A 22,909-nucleotide genomic window follows, 5' to 3' on the forward strand; every position below is an offset into this window, starting at 1 on the left:
TTATGCGGATAAACGTTGAATGATGGCCTCGCGCAAGGCCGGCAACAGGGCGCGGCGCGCGGCCAGTACTTCGGGCGCCGTCTCGCGCTGCACCACGGCCCAGCTGGGGTGCGGGAAATGCGCGTCGTCACGGTAGCGGGGAATCACGTGCCAGTGCACGTGCGGCGTCATGTTGCCGAAACTGGCCACATTGACCTTTTCCGGCGCCATCACTTCGCGCACGGCCAGCTCGACTTGCCACACGACTTCCATCACATAATTGCGCTCGCCGGGCGTCAAATCCGTCATTTCCTTCACGTGCTTGTTCCAGATCACGCGGCAAAAGCCGGGGTAGCTTGGGTCGTCGACGGCCACCACGGACAGGCGCTCGCTGCGCCACAGCAAGGCCTCACAGCCCTGCTTCTTGGCAAAATCATCGAGCAACTGACACAGATCGCAAGGCGTGGACATTACACGAGCACCCGTTCGATGCCGCCGTCATTGGCGCGTTTCACGTAATCCGGCATCCAGTTCTCTCCCAGCAAGTGTTTGGCGATCTCGACGACGATGTAGTCGGCCGTCGTGCCCGAATCGTCATTGTAGCGCGACAAGCCTTGCAGGCACGACGGGCAGCTGGTGAGGATTTTGACGTCGCCGGTGAACCCATCGCCGCGCAGCTTGTCGGCGCCCTTGACCATCTCTTCTTCCTTGCGGAAACGCACTTGCGTGGAAATATCAGGGCGCGTGACGGCCAGCGAGCCCGATTCGCCGCAGCAACGGTCATTCTTCTCGATCTTCACGTTATCCACCGTGCTGATCAGGGAGTTGATCGTCTTGCCCGATTCCTGCAGCTTCATCGGATTGTGGCATGGCTCATGGTACATATAGCGCGTGCCGTTCACGCCTTCCAGCTTGACGTTTTTCTCCAGCAAATACTCATGGATATCCATGATGCGGCAGCCAGGGAAAATCTTCTCGAACTGATACGTTGCCAGCTGGTCGTAGCAAGTGCCGCAGGACACCAGCACCGTCTTGATGTCCAGGTAATTGAGCGTGTTGGCCATGCGGTGGAACAGGACGCGGTTGTCCGTCATCATCTTCTCGGCCTTGTCGAACTCGCCCGCGCCCCGCTGCGGATAACCGCAGCACAGGTAGCCAGGCGGCAAGACCGTCTGCACGCCCACTTCCCACAGCATCGCTTGCGTGGCCAGGCCCACTTGCGAGAACAGCCGTTCCGAACCGCAGCCGGGGAAATAGAACACGGCTTCCGTATCGGCCGTCGTCGTCTTCGGATTACGGATGATCGGGATGACCTTGTCGTCTTCGATGTCGAGCAGCGCGCGCGCCGATTTCTTCGGCAGGTTGCCCGGCATCTTCTTGTTGATGAAGTGGATCACCTGCGCCTTGACGGGCGGCTTGCCCGTCGATGGCGGCGGCGCCTTGGTTTGCTTTTTCGCAAATTTCTTCAACAGATCGTGGCCCAGGCGCTGCGCCTTGTAACCCCAGCCGATCATGACCTTGCGCGTGGCGTTGATGGTCACGGGATCGGTGGCGTTGAGGAACATCATCGTCGCCTTGGTGCCCGGATTAAAGCTCTTCTTGTCCATCTTGCGCAGCAAATTGCGCATGTTCATCGACACGTCGCCGAAGTCGATGTTCACGGGGCAAGGCGTCACGCATTTATGGCAGACCGTGCAGTGGTCCGCCACGTCTTCGAACTCTTCCCAATGCTTGATGGAAATGCCGCGGCGCGTCTGCTCTTCGTACAGGAAGGCTTCGATCAGGGACGAGGTCGCCAAAATCTTGTCGCGCGGCGAGTACAGCAAGTTGGCGCGCGGTACGTGGGTCGAGCACACGGGTTTGCACTTGCCGCAACGCAAGCAATCCTTGACGCTGTCGGCGATGGCGCCGATATCGCTTTGCTGCATGATCAGCGATTCATGTCCCATCAGGCCGAACGATGGCGTGTAGGCATTGCGCAAGTCGGCGCCCATGCCCGGCAGGTTCAGCAGCTTGCCCTTGTTGAAACGGCCTTCGGGATCGATGCGCTGCTTGTAGCTGCGGAAGTCGCCGATCTCTTCTTCCGTCAAAAATTCCAGCTTGGTGATGCCGATACCGTGCTCGCCGGAAATGACGCCATTGAGCGAGCGGGCCAGGATCATGATGCGGCCCACGGCTTCGTGGGCGTCCTGCAGCATTTCGTAGTTGTCCGAGTTGACGGGCAAGTTCGTGTGCACGTTGCCGTCGCCCGCATGCATGTGCAGCGCGACAAACACGCGGCTACGCAAAATGCGCGCGTGAATGGCAGTGGCCTCGTCGAGGATCAGTTTGAAAGCGGCGCCGTTGAAGATCTGGCGCAGCTGGGCGCGGATTTCCTGCTTCCACGTGATGCGCACGGTGCGGTCCTGTACCACGTCGAACAGGGTGGCGTTCGGCTGCGTTTGCAGGCGCGCATCGAACACGGGCAGCAAACGCTCCATGCCCAGTTCGGCCAGTTCGCCCTTCACATCGACCAGCGGACGGTCGAGCTGGGCCAGCAGATAGGTCCAGCGCGCCGTCACTTGCGCCAGCAACTGCTGCGCCTGCTCGGCGCGGTCGCCCAGCATTTCAGCGTCGTCGACGCGGTCGTCCGATGCATCGTCGCTCTTGCCGATTGGCAAGTTACCCTTGGCAAAGAATTCGCTGAGGGCGTCGGCCAGTTGCAGCTTGTTCTTGATCGACAGCTCGATATTGATGCGTTCGATGCCATCCGTGTATTCGCCCATGCGGTTCAGGGGAATGACGACGTCTTCATTGATTTTAAAAGCGTTCGTGTGCTTGGCGATCGCCGCCGTGCGGGCGCGATCCAGCCAGAATTTCTTGCGCGCTTCGGGGCTGACGGCCACAAAACCTTCACCCACGCGGGTGTTGGCGATGCGCACCACTTCCGACGCCGCTTGCGCGACGGCGTTTTCATCGTCGCCGACGATGTCGCCAAACAGGGCCATCTTCGGCAGCACGCCCCGCTTCGACTTGGTGGCGTAGCCGACGGCGCGCAGGTAGCGCTCGTCCAGGTGTTCGAGACCCGCCAGGCGGATGCTCGTGTATTGCTCGCCTTTCGCCGGCAAGCCGTCGAGGTAATCCTTGATTTCCACGATCGACGGAATCGCGTCGCGCGCCTGGCCGAAGAATTCCAGGCAGACGGTGCGGGCGAACTTCGGCATCTTGTGCAGAATCCAGCGCGCCGACGTAATGAGACCGTCGCAGCCTTCTTTCTGGATGCCCGGCAAGCCGGCGAGGAATTTGTCCGTCACGTCCTTGCCCAGGCCCTCTTTGCGGAACTTGCGGCCAGGAATTTCCAGGATTTCCGTCTTGAACGGCGCGTTCGGTTTCGTCGCGTCGCGCGTGCTCGGGTGACGCCATTCCAGCTGGAAACGTGCCAGCGCGATATCGTGGATCTTGCCCAGGTTATGGTCGAGGCGCGTGACGTCGAGCCAGTCGCCGTTCGGGTCAACCATGCGCCACGAGGCCAGGTTGTCGAGCGCCGTGCCCCACAGCACGGCTTTCTTGCCGCCCGCATTCATGGCGACGTTGCCGCCGATGCAAGAGGCGTGGGCCGAGGTGGGGTCGACGGCAAACACGAAACCGGCCTTCTCCGCCGCTTCCGAAACCTTGTTCGTGATCACGCCGGCGCCCGAATGGATCGTCGCGTATTCGTGCGTCAAGCCAGGCAAGACCGTCATTTCCACGGCGCCCAGGGTGATCAGTTTTTCCGTGTTGATGACGGCCGACATCGGCGTCAATGGAATCGCGCCGCCCGTGTAGCCGGTGCCGCCGCCGCGCGGGATGATGGTCAGCCCCAGCTCGATACAGCCTTTGACCAGGCCGGCCATTTCCTCTTCCGTGTCGGGCGTGAGCACGACGAACGGGTATTCCACGCGCCAGTCGGTGGCATCCGTCACGTGCGACACGCGCGTCATGCCGTCGAAGCGCACATTGTGTTTTTCCGTGTAGCGGCCCAGCACCTTGACCGTGCGCTTGCGCAAATCGTAGGTCTTGCGGAATTCGTCGCCGAAGTCGGCCACGGCCTTGCTGGCGGCCTTGAGCAGCAGCTCGACGTTATGGCTGCGCGCCTGCGCCACTTCCGGCGTCTCGCCGCTGGCAGCCACGTCGCCGCCGGCCGCATCGATGGACAGGCGGCGCTTGTCGACTTCGGCCAGGCGGTGATGCAAGGCATCGATCAAGCCCTGGCGGCGCTTCGGATTGTCGAGCAAGTCATCCTGCAGATAGGGGTTGCGGCGCACGACCCAGATATCGCCCAGCACCTCGTACAGCATGCGGGCCGAACGGCCCGTCTGGCGGGCGCCGCGCAGCTCGTCGAGCAGGCGCCAGGAGTCCTCCCCCAACAGGCGTATGACGATCTCGCGATCGGAAAACGACGTGTAGTTATACGGGATTTCGCGCAGGCGGCTTGCTGCGGGACCATTCGGCGTTTCTGCCAGTAAAGCTTGGATTTGTGCGGGAGCGTTCATGGAGTGTGGTGACGATGTGGACTGGACCCTAAAGACCCATTTTATCTTATTGCGCCGCACCATGCGGGAACAGCCTTAGGCAGCCTAAGGTTTAAGCACCGCATCCGCCACCATAGCAAATATGGAAAAGCCCTCCATTGCCGAATAAAAAACCAGATTCCACGAATTTTCAACGAAAAAATACCAAAAATCAGACCCTGCTGCGAACTATCGAACTGCACGAAATGGGGCAAACTGGCGTTGCAGGCCGTCCCATTCAAGCCAGCATCTGGCCGATCCGGTGCCAAACACCATCGGGGACGTACAGCAGCAAGCCTGTCATGGTCAGGTAGCGTGCGCACTTGCCGATGGCCATATAGGCCACGCTGGGCCAGAACGGCAACTTGAGCCAGCCCGCCAGGGTACACAGGGGATCGCCCACGAGGGGCAGCCAGGCCAGCAGCATGGTCTTGGCGCCATAGCGGGCCAGCCAGCGGAACCAGCGCGTATCGCGCTCCTTGGCGAACGCCTGCTTGGCCCGGTAGCCCATCCAGTAGTCGACGATGCCGCCCAGGGTATTGCCCAGGGTGGCGACGCCGATGGCGGCCCAGAACAGCGCGGGATTGGCCTTGATGACGGCAAACACGGCCGGCTCCGAGCCGAGCGGCAAGAGGGTAGCGGAAATAAAGCTGATCAGAAAGACCGATGTCAGCCCGACTTCCGGTGCTGCGATCAGCTGCAGCAGCCAGGCGATTGCGGATTCGATCATGGAACACTTCGCGATGCGGTAAGGCTCTCCATTATAATGAAGAGCAGCCTGGGCGCCGCACACATCGCGCCGGCTGGCAAAGGCAGACCCGCCCGCAGTTCCACAGAGCATTATTGTCGCCAGGCTATCCGCCGCCGCGCCGCCGCTATCGACAGACACGCTCCAGACCCTTTCTGGCCCAGAATCACTTGCTTGCAGACTATGAACATCGACTACCTCAAGAAAATCCTGACCGCCCGCGTCTATGACGTCGCCACCGAAACGCCGCTGGAACTGGCCCCAGCCCTGTCGCAGCGCCTGAACAACCAGATTTACTTCAAGCGCGAAGACATGCAAAGCGTGTTCAGCTTCAAGATTCGCGGCGCCTACAACAAGATGTCCAAGCTCAGCGAAGCGGAACGCAAGCGCGGCGTGATCTGCGCCTCGGCCGGCAACCATGCCCAGGGCGTGGCCCTGTCGGCCGCCCGCATGGGTTGCCGTGCCGTCATCGTCATGCCCACTACCACGCCGCTGGTGAAGGTCGAGGCGGTCAAGGGGCGCGGCGGCGTGAACGTGGAAGTGGTGCTGCACGGCGAGTCGTACACGGATGCCTACAACCATGCGCTGACTCTGGAAAAGGAACAGAAGCTGACCTTCGTGCACCCGTTCGACGACCCGGACGTGATCGCCGGCCAGGGCACGATCGGCATGGAAATCCTGCGCCAGCACGCCGGCCCCATCCACGCCATCTTCGCCCCCATCGGCGGCGGCGGCCTGATCGCCGGCATTGCTGCCTACGTAAAACAGATTCGCCCCGACATCAAGATCATCGGCGTGCAAAGCGTCGATTCGAATGCCATGGCCCGCTCGCTGAAGGCGGGCGAACGCGTGACCCTGAACGACGTGGGCCTGTTTGCCGACGGCACGGCCGTGCGCCTGGCCGGCGAGGAAACCTTCCGCCTGGTGCAGGCGTATGTCGATGAAATCATCACCGTCGACACGGACGCCATCTGCGCCGCCATCAAGGATGTGTTTACGGATACGCGCAGCATCCTTGAGCCGTCCGGCGCCTTGGCCATCGCGGGCGCCAAGGCCTATGTGGAGCGGGCCAGCCTGACCAAGCACCCCGTCAACAATGAAACCCTGGTCACCATCGCCAGCGGCGCCAACATGAATTTCGACCGGCTGCGCTTCGTGGCGGAACGGGCCGAGCTGGGCGAATTCCGCGAAGCCGTGTTCGCCGTTACCATGCGCGAACAGCGGGGCAGCTTCAAGCGTTTCTGCTCCCTCATCGGCGCGCGCAACGTGACGGAATTTAACTACCGCATCAGCGATGAAAAAGCGGCGCACGTGTTCGTCGGCATTCAAATTGCCGACAGGCATGAATCCAGCGTGCTGGCGAAGACCTTCGAGGAACACGAATTCAAGACCCTCGACCTGACGCACGACGAGCTGGCCAAGTCGCACATCCGCCACCTGGTGGGCGGCAAGAGCCGGCTGGCGCAGGACGAGCTGCTGTACCGCTTCGAATTCCCCGAACGCCCGGGCGCGCTGATGCGCTTCCTCGACAGCATGGCGCCGAACTGGAATATTTCCCTGTGCCATTACCGCAGCCAGGGCGGCGACGTGGGCCGCATCCTGATCGGCCTTCAAGTACCGCCCGATGAAATGGGAGAATTCGCCCGCTTCCTCGATACCCTCGGTTACCGTTATTGGGATGAGAGCAGCAATCCCGTCTACAAGCTGTTTTTAGGTTAGTTCTAACCCAGGCGAACAAGCTGGGGTCAGACCCGACGGGTCTGACCCCGAAATAGGCTACCATGCGTGCTTGACTGAATTCACGCCACACGACCATGACCACCACCAACGACCTCGCCGAACAATCCCCGCTGGGCAAAAGCTCCGCCTACCACACCGATTACGCGCCGGAATTGCTGTTTCCGATTCCGCGCCAGGGCAAGCGCGACGAGCTGGAACTGCACGGTACATTACCGTTTTTCGGCCTCGATATCTGGAACGCCTACGAACTGTCGTGGCTGAACCAGCGCGGCAAGCCGCAGGTGGCCATTGCCAAGGTCAGCGCGCCGGCCGATTCGCCCAACATCATCGAATCGAAATCGTTCAAGCTCTACCTGAACTCGTTCAACCAGACCAAGCTGGACAGCCCGCAAGCCCTGCTGGCATTGCTCCAGCAGGATTTGTCGAATGGTTTCGGCGCGCCCGTGCAAGTGGAACTGACTTTGCAGGAAGATTTCGGCAAGCTCAAAATGGGCGAGTTCGACGGCGTGCTGCTCGACCGTCTGGACCTGGAAATCACGCAATACACGCCCTCGCCGCTGCTGTTGAAGGCGGCGCTCGATGAGGCGCCCGTGGAAGAAAAACTGGTGTCACATTTGCTCAAATCAAATTGCCTGGTGACGGGCCAGCCCGACTGGGGCAGCGTGCAGATCGTGTATGCGGGGCCGCAGATCGACCAGGAAAGCCTGTTGCGCTACCTGATCGGTTTCCGCGAACACAATGAATTCCACGAGCAATGCGTGGAACGCATCTTTGTCGATATCTTGCGTCAGTGCAAGCCCCAAAAACTGTCCGTGTATGCGCGCTATACGCGCCGCGGCGGCCTCGACATCAATCCCTGGCGCAGCAACTTCAGCACGGGAGCGATGCCGGGCAATCTGCGCAACGCGCGCCAGTAACGCTAGGCAACACCGCGCAACACCCCAAAACCATGCCAACAGGAATGTTGGCTGTGTTTTAAAACAACGTTGCAGTAGTGCCGCAGAGCATGTCAAAGACGCTGAAAAATCGGAAAATCGGCATTCGGCGGCGGAAAAACCGGCGCGCCGCGTGTTTTTAATCAAGAAATAGCCGATACACGCCGATGTTATTTTTTTGCTAAAATGATGGTCACATTGGCTGTAGCGCCCACTGCGCCCGCAGCGGACGTATACTGTTGAGAATTGGCGTTACAGGCCGCGAAAACAGGCCTATAATTCGGCTCGCAAGCCCTCTGCGCATTGCACCATTTCATTGAGTGTCATGACTAATCTTAGCAAAATATTATCCCTCGAAAACGTCCTGCTGGATCTGGAAGTTTCCAGCAAGAAGCGCGCCTTCGAGCAAGCCGGCCTGATCTTCGAAAACAATTACGGCATCGCCCGCTCTACCGTCTCGGACAATCTGTTTGCCCGCGAACGTCTGGGCTCGACCGGTCTGGGTCATGGCGTGGCCGTGCCGCATGGCAGAGTCAAGGGCAGCAAGACCTTGAAATCGCCGCTGGGCGCCTTCGTGCGCCTGGCCGAACCGATTCCGTTCGAGTCGCCCGATGGCAAGCCCGTCAATCTGCTGTTTTTCCTGCTGATTCCCGATCATGTCACCCAGCAACATCTGGAAATCCTGTCGGAAATCGCCGAAATGTTTTCCGATGACGCCTTCCGTACGGCATTGGCCACGGATCCGGAACCGAAATCCGTGCATTCGCGCATCGTCAATTGGCAACCCAGTCTGCAAGCGGCGGGTTAAACTTCAGGTATTCCTCCACTCCTGAAGAAGACTGCCATGTTGCAAACGCCGCTGACGATACAACGCCTGTACGACGACAATCGTGAAAGTCTGCAACTGGGCTGGTTCGCCGGCTTCCCCGGCGGCGAGCGCCTGATCTCGGGCGACGTCTCGTCGGCCGCCGACCAGGTGGGCCACTTGAACCTGATCCATCCGGGCCGCATCCAGGTCTTTGGCCACCAGGAAATCAATTACTATCAGCGCCTGAAGGTCAATACGCGCACCCACGTGATCGGCGAACTGATCGCCGGCGGTCCGCCCGCGCTGATCATCGCGCAAGGGCTGGAAACGCCGCCCGACATCCTCGCCATCTGCGACGAGCAAAACATCCCCCTGTTCTCCACCCCGCTGCCGGCCGCGCAAGTGATCGACTTTCTGCGCGTCTACCTGTCGAAAAAACTGGCGCAGCGCATCATCATGCATGGCGTGTTCATGGACGTGCTGGGCGTGGGCGTGCTGATCACGGGTGATTCGGGCCTGGGCAAGAGCGAGCTGGGGCTGGAGCTGATTTCGCGCAGCCACGGCCTGGTGGCCGACGACGCCGTCGAATTCTCGCGCATCGCGCCGAACATGATCGAAGGCCGCTGCCCGCCCCTGTTGCAAAACCTGCTGGAAGTGCGGGGCCTGGGCTTGCTCGACATCAAGGCCATCTTTGGCGAAACGGCCGTGCGCCGCAAGATGCGCCTGAAACTGATCGTGCACCTGGTGCGCCGCAACGCGCTGGAAGAAGAAGTCGAGCGCCTGCCCTTCCTGTTTCCCACGGAAGACGTACTGGGCTTGCCCGTGCGCAAGGTCGTCATCCCCGTCGCCGCCGGCCGCAACATCGCCGTCCTGCTGGAAGCGGCCGTGCGCAACACGATTCTGCAGCTGCGCGGCATCGATACCTTGCAGGAGTTCATGGAACGGCAACGCCTCGCCATGAGCGGCGATTAGCAACGTAGGTCGGATTAGCGGGGCCGCCGAGGTGGGGCAAGGCCCCGCGTAATCCGACAGCATTGTTGGCGCGTGCAGCAAAGAAATATCACAGCCCAAATTGCAATAATTTGTAAAGATAATTGCATCGGGAGCGCGGTGCCGGTCTTTATTGTATGATCGGGCTATGCATATCGTCCTTATCACCGGAATATCCGGCTCCGGTAAATCCGTCGCGCTCAATGTGCTGGAAGATACCGGCTACTATTGCGTCGACAACCTGCCGCCGGCCTTGCTGCCGAGCCTGGTGCAAACCTTGCTCGACGAAGGCACGCCGCAACTGGCCGTCGCCGTCGATGCGCGCAGCGCCGAATCGCTCGTCAGCTTGCCGCACAATGTCGCGCTGTTGCGCGACCAGGGGCATGACGTCAAGGTCATGTTCCTGACAGCCACCACGCATTCGCTGGTGGCGCGCTTCTCGGAAACGCGGCGCAGCCATCCGCTGTCGCACGAGTTGCGCCCGAACCAGAATCCGGCCAGCCGCCGCACCCTGATCGAGTGCATCTCGGAAGAACGCGAACGCCTGTCGGCCATCGAACAGCTGGGCCATGTGATCGATACCTCGGAACTGAGCGCCAACAAATTGCGCGCATGGATCAAGGATATCGTCGCCTCAGAGCGCGCGCCGCTGACCCTGTTCTTCGAATCGTTCGCCTTCAAGCTGGGCGTGCCGCTCGATGCCGATTTCGTCTTCGACGTGCGGGCCTTGCCCAATCCCTATTACGACCTGGCCCTGCGCCCGCTCGACGGCCGCGACGCGCCCGTGATCGCTTTCCTCGACGCACAGCCGAGCGCGCTGGAGCTGCTGGCCGACATCCGCGCCTTCATCGAGAAATGGTTGCCGTCGTTCAAGTCCGACAACCGCAGCTATTTGACGGTGGCGCTGGGCTGCACGGGCGGCCAGCACCGCTCCGTGTACATGGCGGAACGGCTGGCGCAGTATTTCGGCCCCAAAGAAAGAGTCGTACTGCGCCACCGCGAGCGTTCTTAATCAGTCCAGGTGGCGCAGCGGATGGGCTTGCGCCGGCCAGACGGGGGCGAAGAACCGCGCCACCATGGCCGCGTCGACCCCGTCCAGGCTGGCAGGCTGCCAGCGCGGCGCATTGTCCTTGTCGACCACCAGCGCGCGCACGCCCTCGAGCACTTCGCCATGTTCGAAATTGTGGCGCACCACCGTGCGCTCCATGCGCAGGCAATCGGCCACGCCCAGGTGGGCGCCCCGCTGCAGCAACTCCAGGGTCACCGACATCATCAAGGGCGAGCGCAAGCGCATGGCCGCCAGCGCCTTCGCCGCGAATGCGCCGTCATCCTGCGCCAGCGAGGCCATGATGGCGGCCACCGAACCCGCGCTGAAGTGGCGGTCCAGCGCCGCGCGCGCCGTGGCCAGGAGGGAAGCGCCCGCCTCGGCCTGGAATGGTGCCGCCAGTGCCTTGATAGCGACCGGCAAGCCTTCGCCCGGCGTGCACTCGAACAGGGCCAGCAGCGCCCCCATCTGCGCCTCGGGCAGGTAGACATCGGCCAGGCCCGTGTAGAGGGCGTCGGCCGCGTTGATCGTCAAACCCGTCAAGCCCAGGTACAGGCCCAGCTGACCCGCCAGACGGGACAAAAAGTAACTGCCGCCCACATCGGGGAACAGGCCGATATTGACTTCCGGCATGGCCATGCGCGTGCGGCCCGTGACGATGCGCAGGCGGTTGCCGGGCCCCGCTTGCGCCACGCCCATGCCGCCGCCCATCACCACCCCATCCATGACGGCGATATACGGTTTCGGATAAAAATGGATCAAATGATTTAAAGCATATTCTTCCGTAAAGAAATCTTCCAGCAAGGCGCTGCCGCCCTGTGGCGTGGCCAGGCCAGCGTCGTAAAAGAAACGGATGTCGCCGCCCGCGCACAGGGCTTTTTCGCTGCTGGAGCGGATCACCACGGCGTCCACCTGCGGATCGTCGCGCCAGGTCAGCAAGGCCGCGCTCAGGGCGCGCACCATCGCCAGCGACAGGGAATTCAAGGCTTTCGGACGGTCGAGCACGATGTGGCCCGTGCGGTGGCGGATGGAAATCTGGACGAGGTCGCTCATGGCAGGCAGGAAAGAAGTGAAAGTGCAAACATTCTAGCGCCTGCGCGGCGAACATTGCGTTTCGCTGGACGCAAAAAAGGGCGCAATGTGCGCCCTTAGTTGATCACAGCCGGTTGAAAGTCGCGGGCCGCTTAGGCGGGGGCGAATTCTTCTTCCGAACTGTCTGGCAGATGCTTGATCGCCTCTTTACCGTGCCCTTGCACTTTGGTTTTGTATTTCATCACTTGCCTATCGAGCTTGTCGATCAGGGTATCGATCGCGGCATACAGGTCGTGCGCCAGGCTTTCCACATAGACAGTTTTGCCACTCAGACGCAGGTTGACTTCGGCCTTTTGACGTTTTTCTTTCTCTTTGAGGTTATCCACGGTCAGAATCACGGCGATATCGATAACTTGATCGAAATGACGTTTCACGCGCTCCAGCTTCGTTTGTACGTATTCACGGATGGCTGGTGTCACTTCGAGATGATGTCCGCTGATGGTGAGATTCATACACACTCCTAAAGATGATCGGGTTCGTGCGGTCCATCGTATCCGGCCCGCAGAGGAACCGAAAAAAACTTACAAACACTTACGCAGGCTCACTGGCGGAATTTTTAATGCTTCCCGGTATTTGGCAACAGTACGTCGCGCAATCACCATGCCTTGTTCCCCCAGCATGTCCGCAATCTTACTGTCGGATAAAGGATTTTTAGGGTCTTCTGCTCCTGTCAGTTGCACGATCAATGCCCGTATCGCCGTCGATGACGCTTCGCCCCCCGCTTCGGTGGCGACGTGGCTACCAAAGAAATATTTCAACTCGAACATGCCGTGCGGGGTCAGCATGTACTTTTGAGTTGTTACCCGCGAGATAGTACTCTCGTGTAAACCCAGTGTATCAGCTATTTCACGGAGCACAAGGGGGCGCATGGCAACGGCCCCATGCGAGAAAAAGTTCTTTTGTCTTTCTACTATCGCCTGCGCCACGCGCAGAATCGTGTCGAAGCGCTGGCGCATATTCTTGATCAGCCACTTGGCTTCCTGCAACTGTGCACCCATGGCGCCCTCGCCCTTGCCCTGCTTGAGCAAGTTGGCGTACATGGCATTGACGCGCAGGCGCGGCATGACGTCGTTGTTCAGGGTCACTTGCCAGCCATTGCGCGCGCGCTTGACGACGACGTCGGGCACCACGTAATCGGACACGTCCGCAGCGAACACGGCGCCCGGATGCGGGTTGCACTGGCGAATTACCGTCTGCGCTTCACGCAAGTCTTCATCGTCGCAATCGAGGGCTTTTTTCAGCTTGTTGAAATCGCGCTGGGCAAACCAGGCCAGGTGCTTTTCCACGATGACGAGGGCCATGCGCCGCGTCACCATGGCGATGTGCGGCAAGCGCTTGATTTGCAGCGCCAGGCATTCGGACGCATTGCGCGCGCCCACGCCGGGCGGATCGAAACTTTGCAGCAGCGACAAGGCCGTGCGCATCTCGTCGGCATCGATTTCCAGCTCTTCCGGCAGGCGCGCCAGGATGTCGTCGAGCGACTCTTCCAGGTAGCCATTGTCGTCGAGCGCGTCGATGATCAGCTCGACCAGCGCGCGGTCGCGCAATTCGAGCACCGTCACGCGCATCTGCTCCATCAGGTGTTCGCGCAGGGTACAGTGATGGGCCTCCAGTTGCGGGCGGGAATCTTCGTCGTCGGGCGCCTTGCCCCGACTCGCTTCGCTCCAGTCGCTGTCGCCGCCATCCGCGGCGGCCGGGCCCTCGCCCGCCTCGCCGTCAAAGGTTTCCGCTTCGGCCGGCGCCGCGGGCGCCTCCTGGCCTGGCGGCTGGGGCGGCGCTTCGGCCGGCGCGGCCGTGGAGCTCAAGGCCCCGTCGGACAGCAGGCGCAGCGAACGGTCGAGCGGATCGTCGAGGCGCTCGAGCAAGGGATTGTCCGTCAGCAGTTGCTCGAGTTCCTGGTGCAATTCCAGAGTAGACAATTGCAACAGGCGTATCGATTGCTGCAACTGCGGCGTCAGTGCCAGGTGCTGCGAAGTGCGCAGCTGCAATGATTGTTTCATTGGCTTACATGCGGAAGTGTTCGCCCAGATAGACCCGGCGTACCGACTCGTTCGCGATGATGTCGTCGGGGCGTCCCGACGCCAGTACCGAGCCCTGGTTGATGATGTAGGCACGGTCGCAGATACCCAGCGTCTCGCGCACATTATGATCGGTGATCAGCACGCCGATATTGCGCTCCTTCAAGAAGCGCACGATGCGCTGGATCTCGATCACGGCGATCGGGTCGACGCCGGCGAACGGTTCGTCGAGCAGCACGAAACGGGGATCGGTGGCCAGGGCGCGGGCGATTTCCACGCGGCGGCGCTCCCCGCCCGACAGGGACAGCGCCTGGTTCTCGCGCAACTTTTCAATCTGCAAGTCGGCCAGCAGTTTATCCAGGCGTTCCTCGATCTCGGCCTTCTTCAAAGGACGGCCTTCGACGGTCTGGATTTCCAGCACGGCGCGGATATTGTCTTCCACCGTCAACTTGCGGAACACGGACGCCTCCTGCGGCAGATACGACAGGCCCATCTGTGCGCGGCGGTGGATCGGCAGGCTGGAAATGTCCACGCCGCTGATGTCGATGCTGCCGCCGTCCGACGGCACCAGGCCGACGATCATGTAGAACGAGGTGGTCTTGCCGGCGCCGTTCGGGCCCAGCAGCCCCACCACTTCGCCGCATTCGACTTGCAGCGAGACATCATGCACGACTTGCCGCTTGCCATAGGTTTTCTGCAGTCCGCGAACGATCAGGGTGCTGCCGCAACGGGTATTGTCCATTATTTCGTTCCTGGCACAGGTGTGGCCGGCGCTTTCTCCGCCGCGGGCGCCTTGGTCTTCGGCTGGATCACCATGCGCACGCTGCCGCCGTCGGAGGTGCTGGTGCCGCTGTCGGAATTTTCCATCTTGAATACTTCCTTGCGGCTGTCATACGAGATGAAGGCGCCATTGGCCACGTCCGTCACTTTCGTGCCCTCCAGGCGCGTCAGCTTGGCCTTGGAAAACAGTTTCACCACTTCCGTCTTGTTGTCGTATTCCACGCGCTCCGCTTCGCCTTCGACCCACAGGTCGCCGGCGCCATCGCGCTTCTGGCGGAACGTGGCCAGCTTGCCGGGATCGGCCCAGAAGGTGATGAACTGGTAGCCTTGCGGGTCTTCCGTGATCAGGGCCCGGCCCGCCTTCATGGTCAGCGTGCCCTTGACCAGCACGACGTCGCCCGTCAGGGTACGAATCTGCTTGACGTCATCGACGTGGCCGCTACGCGCCGTGATGACGGCTTCCTTCTCGGAATCGGCCTTCTCGGCATGCGCCACGCCCATGAGGGCCAGAGAAAATACGCTCAACAGCAAGATGTTCTTCATAGTATGGTTTCCTTGTTTCATTCTGTCATTTTGCCGCCGCGGCCGGGCGCGGTTTCGGCGGGAGGACCATGCGCAAGGCATTCTGCACTTCCACCACGCCGGTGGCGTTATTGGCCTTCATGCCGATACCATTGATGCGCGAGGCGCCCGTCAGGATATCGACAGGCACGTCCGTTTCCATTCTTTCTTCGTCCGGAAACACCGTCAGCGCTTCCGTCCTCACGGTCAGGTTCTGCGCCTTCGGACTGGCCACGCGGTCGATCACGACCTTGCGGTGCAGTTGCAGCCGGGTATTGTCCTGGTCGATATGCGCCAGTTCCGCATTCATGTTCAGCGGCGGCATGCCCGGCGTGAGCTTGCGCACGAAGGGCTGGTCGATATCGGACGAATCGTCGGCCGGATAATGCGTGAGCTTGTTGCCCGACACGATATAGCTGGGCTTACCCGTCAAGTCCATGCGCACCAGGCTGAAATTGGTGATGAAATAGTCGGGCTCACCCAAATTCTTGCTGGCCTTGATGTCCTGGCCATTCTTGTTCATCACTTCAAGCAGCCAAAAGCTGGCCAGCGCGACGACGACCGCGCCCAGCAGGGTAAAAATCATGCGCCAGCGATGGGCGCCTCCTGGCTTACGCATAGGGTTTCACTCTTTCATAGGTCACTGGCGGCAAGGAGCACCTCACTCCAGGAACGGCGCCATGACGCGCGCATAGTTGTCCTGGGCGCGCAGCAGGAATTCGCAGATTTCGCGCACCGCGCCGCGGCCGCCGCCGGCCTGCGTCACATGGTGCGCCAGGCCCTGCGCTTCCGGACGCCCGCCCGGCACGCTGACGGCAAAGCCCACGCGACGCAGGATGGGCGCATCGATGACGTCGTCGCCGATGTAGCCGCATTGCTCTTCCGTCAAGCCCGTCAGCGCCAGCAGTTCGCGAAACGGCGTCAGCTTGTCGTGACCGCCCTGGTGCACATGGGTAATGCCCAGGTCTTGCGCGCGGCGTGCCGTGATGGCCGAGCGGCGCGCGCTGATGATGGCCGTCTGCACACCGGATTCCTGCAGCAGCTTGATGCCCAGGCCATCATACACATTAAACGTTTTCATCATTTCGCCATCGGGGCCGAAATGCAGGCTGCCGTCGGTAAGCACGCCGTCGACGTCAAAGATCATCAGTTTGACCTTGGCCGCGCGCGCCAGGTTGTCCGCTACGCTCTCCATCAGATCACCTTCGCTTGCGTCAGATCATGGATATGCAGGGCGCCCACCAGCTTGCCGTCGGCATCGACGACCAGCATCTGGTTGATGCGGAACTGTTCCATCACGGCCACGGCATCGACAGCCAGGCGTTCGGGCGCGATGCTGCGCGGCTGCGCATGCATGACGTCGCAGATCGCCACTTGCGTGAAATCCTGCACACGCTCGAACATGCGGCGCAAGTCGCCATCCGTAAACACGCCCACGGGGCGGTTGTCCGCATCGACGACGGCCGTCATGCCCATGCCCTTCTTCGTCATTTCTTCCAGCGCCTGCAGCAGCGAAGCGTCCACGGGTACTTTCGGCACCCGTTCGCCGCTGCGCATGACGTCATGCACGTGCGTCAGCAGGCGACGGCCCAGGGCGCCGCCCGGGTGCGAGCGGGCGAAATCTTCTTCCTTGAAGCCGCGCAAGTCGAGCAAGGCCACGGCGATCGCATCGCCCAGAGCCAGGGTGACGGTGGTGCTGGCCGTCGGCGCCAGATTCAGCGGACAGGCCTCTTTTTCAACAGAAATATCCAGGTGCACATCGGCCAGCTGGGCCAGGCTCGAGTTCGGCTTGCCCGTCATGGAAATCAGTACGCCGCCCATGCGCTTGACGACGGGCATGATGGCCATCAGTTCGGACGACTCGCCCGAGTACGAGATGGCAATAAAAGCATCGTCCGAGGTGACCATGCCCAAGTCGCCATGGGCCGCTTCGGCCGGATGCACGAACAGGGCCGGCGTGCCGGTGGAAGCGAGGGTGGCGGCGATCTTGCGCGCGATATGGCCGGACTTGCCGATGCCCGAGACGACGACACGCCCCTTGCACTGCAGCAGCAGCGCCACGGCGCGGCCCACGCTGTCGTCCGTGGCCAGGCGCGCGTGCAGCGCATTGATGGCGTCGGACTCGATCTGCAAGGTGGTGCGGGCCAGCGCGACGGCGCGCTCGGTCGTCGCTTGCATGTCAATTCGATCAAAAGCTTTCAGCATTGTTTTTTCATGGGTTACACTCATGCCCAAAGTATAAACGAATTAGGAAAGCAAAAAACTTGCCAGTCACAACAAACAACGATTTCCATTGACCGCACCGGGCAACCCATGTTTTCCTCGCTTGAACTGACCCTGATGTTACTCGGCAGCGCCGTGCTGGGCGTGGTCGCTTTCAGAATGTTGCATTTGCCGCCCATGCTCGGCTACCTGGCCGTCGGCATCGTCATCGGCCCCCATGCGCTGGGCCTGGCGGCGGAAAACGAAGCGAGCCATACCCTGGCCGAGTTCGGCGTCGTCTTCCTGATGTTTTCCATCGGGCTCGAGTTTTCTTTGCCCAAGTTCCTCGCCATGCGGCGCATCGTTTTCGGCCTTGGCATGGCGCAGGTGGTCACCACCATCATCGCCACCGTCGTCTTCGGCTGGTTCGTCGGGCGCTACCTGTCCGCCTACATCCACCTGAGCTGGCAAGCCGCGTTCGCCCTGGGCGGCGCGCTGGCCATGTCGTCGACGGCCATCGTCTCGAAAATGCTCACGGAGCGGCTGGAACTCGAAAGCGAACACGGCCGCAAGATCATCGGCATCCTGCTGTTCCAGGACCTGGCCGTCGTGCCCCTGCTGATCCTGATTCCCGCCCTCACGCGCGATTCGGACAACCTGGCCGAAACCCTGGCCTGGGCCGGCGGCAAGGCCCTGGTCGTGCTGATCTTGCTGCTGTTCCTCGGCCAGAAGATGGTGCGCGGCTGGCTGACCATCGTCGCCAAGCGCCGCTCGCAGGAATTGTTCATGCTCAATCTGCTGCTGATCACCCTGGGCGCGGCCTGGATCACGGAGCGGGCCGGGCTGTCGCTGGCCCTGGGGGCGTTTGTGGCCGGCATGCTCATTTCCGAAACGGAATTCAAGCACCAGGTGGAAGAGGATATCAAACCGTTCCGCGACGTGCTGCTGGGCCTGTTCTTCATCACCGTCGGCATGCTGCTCAATATCCGCGTGGTGCTTGATAACTGGTGGCTCGTCCTGCTCTTGCTGTGCGGCCCCGTGCTGCTGAAATTCACCCTGATCGCGGGCCTGGCCCGGCTGTTCGGCTCATCGACAGGCGTGTCATTGCGCACGGGCCTGGCGCTGGCGCAGGCGGGCGAGTTCGGCTTCGTGCTGCTGAATCTGGCTGGCGGCATCAAGCTGATGGACCCGTTCGTCGTACAGGTGGTGCTGGCCTCGATGGTGCTGTCGATGCTGGTGGCGCCCTTCCTCATCGCCAAGTCGGACGCCATCGTCATGAAACTGGCTGCCAACGACTGGATGATGCAATCGCTGGCGCTGACGAAGATCGCCACGCGCACCATGGCTTCGCAGAAACACGTGCTGATCGCCGGCTTCGGGCGCAGCGGGCAAAGCCTGGCCACCCTGCTGGCGGAGGAAAAGATCGAATACCACGCGCTGGACCTGGACCCGGAACGGGTGCAGGAAGCGCAGCTGGCCGGCGCCCACGTCTCGTATGGCGACGCGGGCCGGCGTGAAAGCCTGGTGGCGGCCGGCATCTACCGGGCCAGCGCCGTGGTGATCACGTATGCGAATACCCCCTCGGCACTGAAGTTATTACATTTACTCAAAGAAATGGCGCCGACCTTGCCCGTCATCGTGCGCAGCCACGACGATACCGACCTCGACCAGCTGAAAAGCGCGGGTGCGGCCGAAGTCGTGCCGGAATTGATGGAAGGCAGCCTGATGCTCGCTTCGCACGCGCTCATCATGATGGGCGTGCCCCTGCGCCGCGTGGTGCACCGGGTGCAGGCGGCGCGCGAGGAGCGCTATGCGTCCCTGCGCGGCTATTTCCACGGTTCCAGCGACGCGGGCGACGATGCCGAACTGGAGCGCCTGCATACGGTCACCGTCAGCGAAGGCGCGCACTGCGTGGACTTGCCCTTGAGTGCGATCGACGTGGCCGGCTGCGGCGCGTTTGTGACGGCCATCCGCCGCGGCCGCGGCAGCCTCGATGTCAGCCCCGAAACGCAGCTGGCCAGCGGCGACGTGGTGGTGCTGCGCGGCACGGCCGACGCCGTGGCCAAGGCGGAAACCTTGCTATTGAAATAATCAGCCGATCTTGCTCAGCTGCTCTGCGGCTGCCAGCTGACGACCTTGTTGCGGCCATCGGCCTTGGCCTGGTACAAAGCCTGGTCGGCGTGCGCCACCAGTTGCTGCGCCACCGTTTCGATCGGCAGCAGCGCCGCGTCCGCTTCAAGGCTGGCCACGCCGATCGACACGCTGACCCACGCTTGCGCGCTGCCTGGCAAGTCGAACATGGTGCCGGCGATGCTGGCGCGGATGCGTTCGGCCACGAAGGTCGCGCTGTCGAGGTCGGCGTCGATCAGCAGCACGACGAATTCTTCGCCGCCGAAGCGGCCCAGTGCATCGGAGCGGCGCAATTCCGTGCGGATGCGCGTGGCCACTTCGCGCAGCACTTCATCGCCGCCCTGGTGGCCATGCTTGTCATTGAACAGCTTGAAATGGTCGATATCGATATACATGCATGAGATGCAATAATTCTGGCGCCGCGCACGGGCGATTTCTTCCAGCAGGCGGCGGTCGATATAGCGGCGGTTGTAGACGCCCGTCAGGGAATCGGTCAAGCCGATGTATTTGAGCATTTCATTGCTGATCACGTTTTCCAGGCAAATGGCGATGATGGACGCCATGTGCTTGATGAAATCCGTGCCCAGCGCGGGCGTAAAGCGCGTCACGTCGCTGCTGGCCAGGTTCAGGCTGCCGATCAGGCGCTTGTTGCGCAACAAGGGCACCAGCGCCACGCTGCGCAGAGATGCGATCTGCGGAAAACGCGGGCCATGCACGGCCGCGTCGAAGGCACCGAGCAACGGCGATGGCGGCAAGGCCGCTTCGCCCTCGGCCGCCGGCACCGGCGACGTAAACCCCAGCTCCGCCACGGCATGCACGAACAGCAACTGCGGGAAGGCGCTGAAATCGACGCCCAGCTTTTCCATCACCAGCACGATATCGTCATCCTCGTCGAGCAGGCTCAAGGTGACGCCGTCGAGGTCGGAAATCACGGGCAAGGTGCGGAAAATGGTGCCGATCAACTCGGGAAACGTGGACGCGCTGACGATTTCCAGGTCGAACGCCTGGTGGCGGCACATGATGTCGTGGTTGCGCTCGACCTGTTCCAGCAGGAAAGCCATGCGCGCGCGCAAGGCCTGGTTTTCGGCTTCGAGGCTGGCAATGCGCGGGTCCGGCGGTATTGCTTGATTCATAGAAACCTTAAACCCTTGTGTACGGGCGCCATGCTTAAAATGCCAGTTCGAAACCGATGTCCTGCCCCACCACGATACGCTCATCGCCGCCTTCGGTGACGATGGCGTTCATGCCGAAGCAGATGGCGCCGTCGAGTTCGGGCTTGGCGCGATAGCCATGCATGACGTCGAGCGGATCCGGGCCGGGCACGCCCGTGGCCTGGTCCACCGACGGGATCGGGCAGCGCGAACACGGCTTGACGGGTTTCAAGGTCGTCGCGCCCAATTGCAGGAACGCGGCGTAGTCTTCCTCGAAGGCGCCGATATCGCCGATGACGAGGTTGGGCCGGAAGCGGTTCATCGGCAGCGGTTCACGGCCGGCGGCGCGCAGCTTGTCGTTGACATCGGCCAGCGAGGCGGCACCCGCGATCAGCACCGGGTAGCCGTCGGCAAACATGGTCGAGGCGGCAACGCCATCCGTCCATTTGGTGCTCGTGGCGCGCACCACGTCCGGGTGAAAGCGCGCGAGGCGGCACGGCACGCCGATGGCCTGGGAAAACCACGTCGCCGTCACCTCGTCGCAATCGTAGGCGCGCACGGTATCGTCCCACACCTGCACCTCCAGCATCGGTGCCAGTTGCGGATGCGGCAAGCCCAGCTCGATTTCCAGGCGCAGCATGCCCGGCGCGCGCAATTCCAGCGTGCTGGCCTTGATGGATGGCACGATCAGCGCCATGCGCGGATGCTCGCGCTGGGTCAGAAAGCGGCCCTGCGGGTCGACCACCATCCATTCGCGGTCGAACACGTGCTCGCTCATCAGCCCTGAGCGCGTCAGGACCGCCTCGCGCAAATGGATGCCGGCGCACGATTTGATCGGATACAGGATGATGTCGGACAGGATAGCCATGGACAGGGGGAGAAGGAACAGTGTTGCTGCTTCTGCCAGGAAATTATTCAGAAGCGAAGTATGGCAGCAAAGCGGGCAAGCGTAAATCAGCCAGATTCAGCCAATGAGGCTGAATCTGGCGCGGTCATGATCAATACGTGTAGAAAATACGCTGGATTTCTTGCGTGCTGTTGGTTTTGGTCAAGGCCAGCATCAGCAGGATGCGGGCTTTTTGCGGGTTCAGGGTGTCGGATACGACACTGTCGAGTTCATCGTCGTTGGCTTCGCCATTGCGCGCCACGATGCCCTGCCCGACCCGGCTCGAACGCACGATCAGCACGCCCTTCTGGCGCGCTTCCACCAGGGCCGGCTTCATTTGCGCGGCCACGCTGCCATCGCCCACGCCCGCGTGGATGATGCCCTTGGCGCCGGCGGCAATGAAGGCGTCCATGCCGACACGGTTCATGTTGGCATAGCCGTAGACGATGTCCACTTGGGGCAAAGCGTCGAGCTTGCTGATGTCAAATTCCGATTCCAGGGTGTGCTTGCGCGTCGACTGGCGATAGAAGAAAGGCTTGCTGCCCTGGATGTAGCCGAGCATGCCCAGTTCCGGCGACTTGAACGTGTCGGTGGTGGACGTATTTGTCTTGGTCACTTCACGCGCCGCGTTGATCTGGTCGTTCAAGGCCACCAGCACGCCCTTGCCCACGGCTTCCTTGCTGCCGGCCAGCATCACGGCGTTGTACAGGTTGATGGGACCGTCAGCCGAGATGGCCGTCGAGGGACGCATGGCGCCCACCACCACGACCGGCTTGTGGCTTTTCACGGTCAGGTTCAGGAAATACGCCGTTTCCTCGATGGTGTCGGTGCCGTGCGTGACGACCACGCCATCGACATCGTTCGAGGCCAGCAGCACGTTGATGCGCTTGGCCAGGGCCAGCCAGTGGCTGTTGCCCATGCTTTCGCTGGCGATCTGGAACACTTGCTCGCCTTTCACATTCGCCACTTTCTTCAATTCCGGCACGGCCGCGATCAGGCGCTCGACGCCCACGGTGGCCGAGGTGTAGCCGACGGTGGTGGTGCTGTCGGCGCCGCTGCCGGCGATGGTGCCGCCCGTGGCCAGGATCACCACATTCGGCAATTTGACGGCCGCCTGCTGCGCGCGTGCGGGGGACGCGGCAACAAAGCCCATCAGCAAGGTGGCCAGCATCAGCTGTGCACAAGAATGGAATTTGCGTGAAAACATGGTGCTCCTGTTCGGTGATGTGTCAAAGATAACAAAGTCGTGTGCAAATTATATGTCATCAGTGCTACAAAAAAGCCCCGATTGACGCGTTCAGCGCAAACGTGCGCG

Annotated in this window: 20 protein-coding genes; 6 read left to right on the forward strand and 14 right to left on the reverse strand. The window is 61.6% G+C overall.

The window, feature by feature from the left end; genetic code table 11:
* The 3 genes from OX462_RS25765 to OX462_RS25775 all read right to left on the reverse strand — a co-directional run bounded on the left by OX462_RS25765 (position 1) and on the right by OX462_RS25775 (position 5,238).
* Positions 1 to 450 (reverse strand): HIT family protein, encoded by a 450-nt coding sequence (locus OX462_RS25765; RefSeq protein ID WP_070312523.1) that lies wholly within the window; start codon positions 448 to 450, stop codon positions 1 to 3.
* Positions 450 to 4,490: a DUF3683 domain-containing protein gene (locus tag OX462_RS25770; RefSeq protein ID WP_409027361.1), complete on the reverse strand. Its 4,041-nt coding sequence runs from the start codon at positions 4,488 to 4,490 to the stop codon at positions 450 to 452. The genes OX462_RS25765 and OX462_RS25770 overlap by 1 nt, the downstream gene beginning before the upstream one ends.
* 256 nt (positions 4,491 to 4,746) lie before the next feature.
* On the reverse strand, positions 4,747 to 5,238 hold the full coding sequence (locus OX462_RS25775; protein WP_070221645.1) for a YqaA family protein: 492 nt from the start codon (positions 5,236 to 5,238) through the stop codon (positions 4,747 to 4,749).
* Positions 5,239 to 5,439: 201 nt separating this feature from the next.
* Between OX462_RS25775 and ilvA the strand changes: the two genes are divergently transcribed.
* The 5 genes from ilvA (at position 5,440) to rapZ (ending at position 10,741) form a co-directional block, all read left to right on the forward strand.
* The gene (gene ilvA, locus OX462_RS25780) at positions 5,440 to 6,975 is read left to right on the forward strand and encodes a threonine ammonia-lyase, biosynthetic (protein WP_034753344.1); all 1,536 of its coding nucleotides are present in this window, start codon (positions 5,440 to 5,442) and stop codon (positions 6,973 to 6,975) included.
* A gap of 95 nt (positions 6,976 to 7,070) precedes the next feature.
* Positions 7,071 to 7,913 carry an NADPH-dependent 7-cyano-7-deazaguanine reductase QueF gene (gene queF / locus OX462_RS25785; RefSeq protein ID WP_121668351.1) on the forward strand — a complete coding sequence of 281 codons (843 nt, stop codon included), beginning with the start codon at positions 7,071 to 7,073 and terminating at the stop codon, positions 7,911 to 7,913.
* Between the two features lie 343 nt (positions 7,914 to 8,256).
* A complete protein-coding gene (locus OX462_RS25790) occupies positions 8,257 to 8,739 on the forward strand; it encodes a PTS sugar transporter subunit IIA (RefSeq protein WP_034753339.1) in 483 nt (160 codons plus the stop codon).
* Positions 8,740 to 8,775: 36 nt separating this feature from the next.
* Positions 8,776 to 9,711: an HPr(Ser) kinase/phosphatase gene (hprK, locus tag OX462_RS25795; RefSeq protein ID WP_034753337.1), complete on the forward strand. Its 936-nt coding sequence runs from the start codon at positions 8,776 to 8,778 to the stop codon at positions 9,709 to 9,711.
* A gap of 166 nt (positions 9,712 to 9,877) precedes the next feature.
* Positions 9,878 to 10,741 (forward strand): RNase adapter RapZ, encoded by an 864-nt coding sequence (gene rapZ, locus OX462_RS25800; protein ID WP_070221648.1) that lies wholly within the window; start codon positions 9,878 to 9,880, stop codon positions 10,739 to 10,741.
* On the opposite strand, the gene OX462_RS25805 is transcribed toward rapZ, so the two are convergent.
* The 8 genes from OX462_RS25805 to OX462_RS25840 all read right to left on the reverse strand — a co-directional run bounded on the left by OX462_RS25805 (position 10,742) and on the right by OX462_RS25840 (position 17,454).
* A complete protein-coding gene (locus tag OX462_RS25805; protein ID WP_409027362.1) occupies positions 10,742 to 11,827 on the reverse strand; it encodes an enoyl-CoA hydratase/isomerase family protein in 1,086 nt (361 codons plus the stop codon). It abuts the gene before it with no gap.
* Between the two features lie 131 nt (positions 11,828 to 11,958).
* Positions 11,959 to 12,318, reverse strand: a complete 360-nt coding sequence (gene hpf, locus OX462_RS25810; RefSeq protein WP_070221650.1) for a ribosome hibernation-promoting factor, HPF/YfiA family — start codon at positions 12,316 to 12,318, stop codon at positions 11,959 to 11,961.
* A gap of 69 nt (positions 12,319 to 12,387) precedes the next feature.
* Positions 12,388 to 13,866, reverse strand: a complete 1,479-nt coding sequence (locus tag OX462_RS25815; RefSeq protein ID WP_070221651.1) for an RNA polymerase factor sigma-54 — start codon at positions 13,864 to 13,866, stop codon at positions 12,388 to 12,390.
* A gap of 4 nt (positions 13,867 to 13,870) precedes the next feature.
* The gene (gene lptB, locus OX462_RS25820) at positions 13,871 to 14,626 is read right to left on the reverse strand and encodes an LPS export ABC transporter ATP-binding protein (RefSeq protein WP_034753325.1); all 756 of its coding nucleotides are present in this window, start codon (positions 14,624 to 14,626) and stop codon (positions 13,871 to 13,873) included.
* Positions 14,626 to 15,207, reverse strand: a complete 582-nt coding sequence (lptA, locus tag OX462_RS25825; protein ID WP_070221652.1) for a lipopolysaccharide transport periplasmic protein LptA — start codon at positions 15,205 to 15,207, stop codon at positions 14,626 to 14,628. The genes lptB and lptA overlap by 1 nt, the downstream gene beginning before the upstream one ends.
* 25 nt (positions 15,208 to 15,232) lie before the next feature.
* Positions 15,233 to 15,844 (reverse strand): LPS export ABC transporter periplasmic protein LptC, encoded by a 612-nt coding sequence (lptC, locus tag OX462_RS25830; protein WP_070221653.1) that lies wholly within the window; start codon positions 15,842 to 15,844, stop codon positions 15,233 to 15,235.
* A 42-nt stretch (positions 15,845 to 15,886) separates the two neighbouring features.
* A complete protein-coding gene (locus tag OX462_RS25835) occupies positions 15,887 to 16,420 on the reverse strand; it encodes a KdsC family phosphatase (RefSeq protein WP_070221654.1) in 534 nt (177 codons plus the stop codon).
* Positions 16,420 to 17,454, reverse strand: coding sequence for a KpsF/GutQ family sugar-phosphate isomerase (locus OX462_RS25840; RefSeq protein ID WP_070312623.1), 1,035 nt, complete (start codon positions 17,452 to 17,454; stop codon positions 16,420 to 16,422). Before OX462_RS25840 ends, OX462_RS25835 begins: the two co-directional genes overlap by 1 nt.
* A gap of 84 nt (positions 17,455 to 17,538) precedes the next feature.
* On the opposite strand from OX462_RS25840, the gene OX462_RS25845 reads away from it, so the two are divergent.
* Positions 17,539 to 19,518, forward strand: coding sequence for a monovalent cation:proton antiporter family protein (locus OX462_RS25845; protein ID WP_070221655.1), 1,980 nt, complete (start codon positions 17,539 to 17,541; stop codon positions 19,516 to 19,518).
* Between the two features lie 14 nt (positions 19,519 to 19,532).
* Here OX462_RS25845 and OX462_RS25850 read toward each other — a convergent pair whose 3' ends face one another.
* The 3 genes from OX462_RS25850 to OX462_RS25860 form a co-directional block, all read right to left on the reverse strand.
* Positions 19,533 to 20,690 carry a GGDEF domain-containing protein gene (locus OX462_RS25850; protein ID WP_070221656.1) on the reverse strand — a complete coding sequence of 386 codons (1,158 nt, stop codon included), beginning with the start codon at positions 20,688 to 20,690 and terminating at the stop codon, positions 19,533 to 19,535.
* Positions 20,691 to 20,724: 34 nt separating this feature from the next.
* The gene (locus tag OX462_RS25855) at positions 20,725 to 21,576 is read right to left on the reverse strand and encodes an MOSC domain-containing protein (RefSeq protein WP_070292352.1); all 852 of its coding nucleotides are present in this window, start codon (positions 21,574 to 21,576) and stop codon (positions 20,725 to 20,727) included.
* A 130-nt stretch (positions 21,577 to 21,706) separates the two neighbouring features.
* Positions 21,707 to 22,801: a type II asparaginase gene (locus OX462_RS25860; protein WP_121668345.1), complete on the reverse strand. Its 1,095-nt coding sequence runs from the start codon at positions 22,799 to 22,801 to the stop codon at positions 21,707 to 21,709.
* Between the last annotated feature and the right edge of the window lie 108 nt (positions 22,802 to 22,909).

The organism is Janthinobacterium aestuarii, assembly GCF_046113285.1.
Taxonomy (GTDB): Bacteria; Pseudomonadota; Gammaproteobacteria; order Burkholderiales; family Burkholderiaceae_D; genus Janthinobacterium.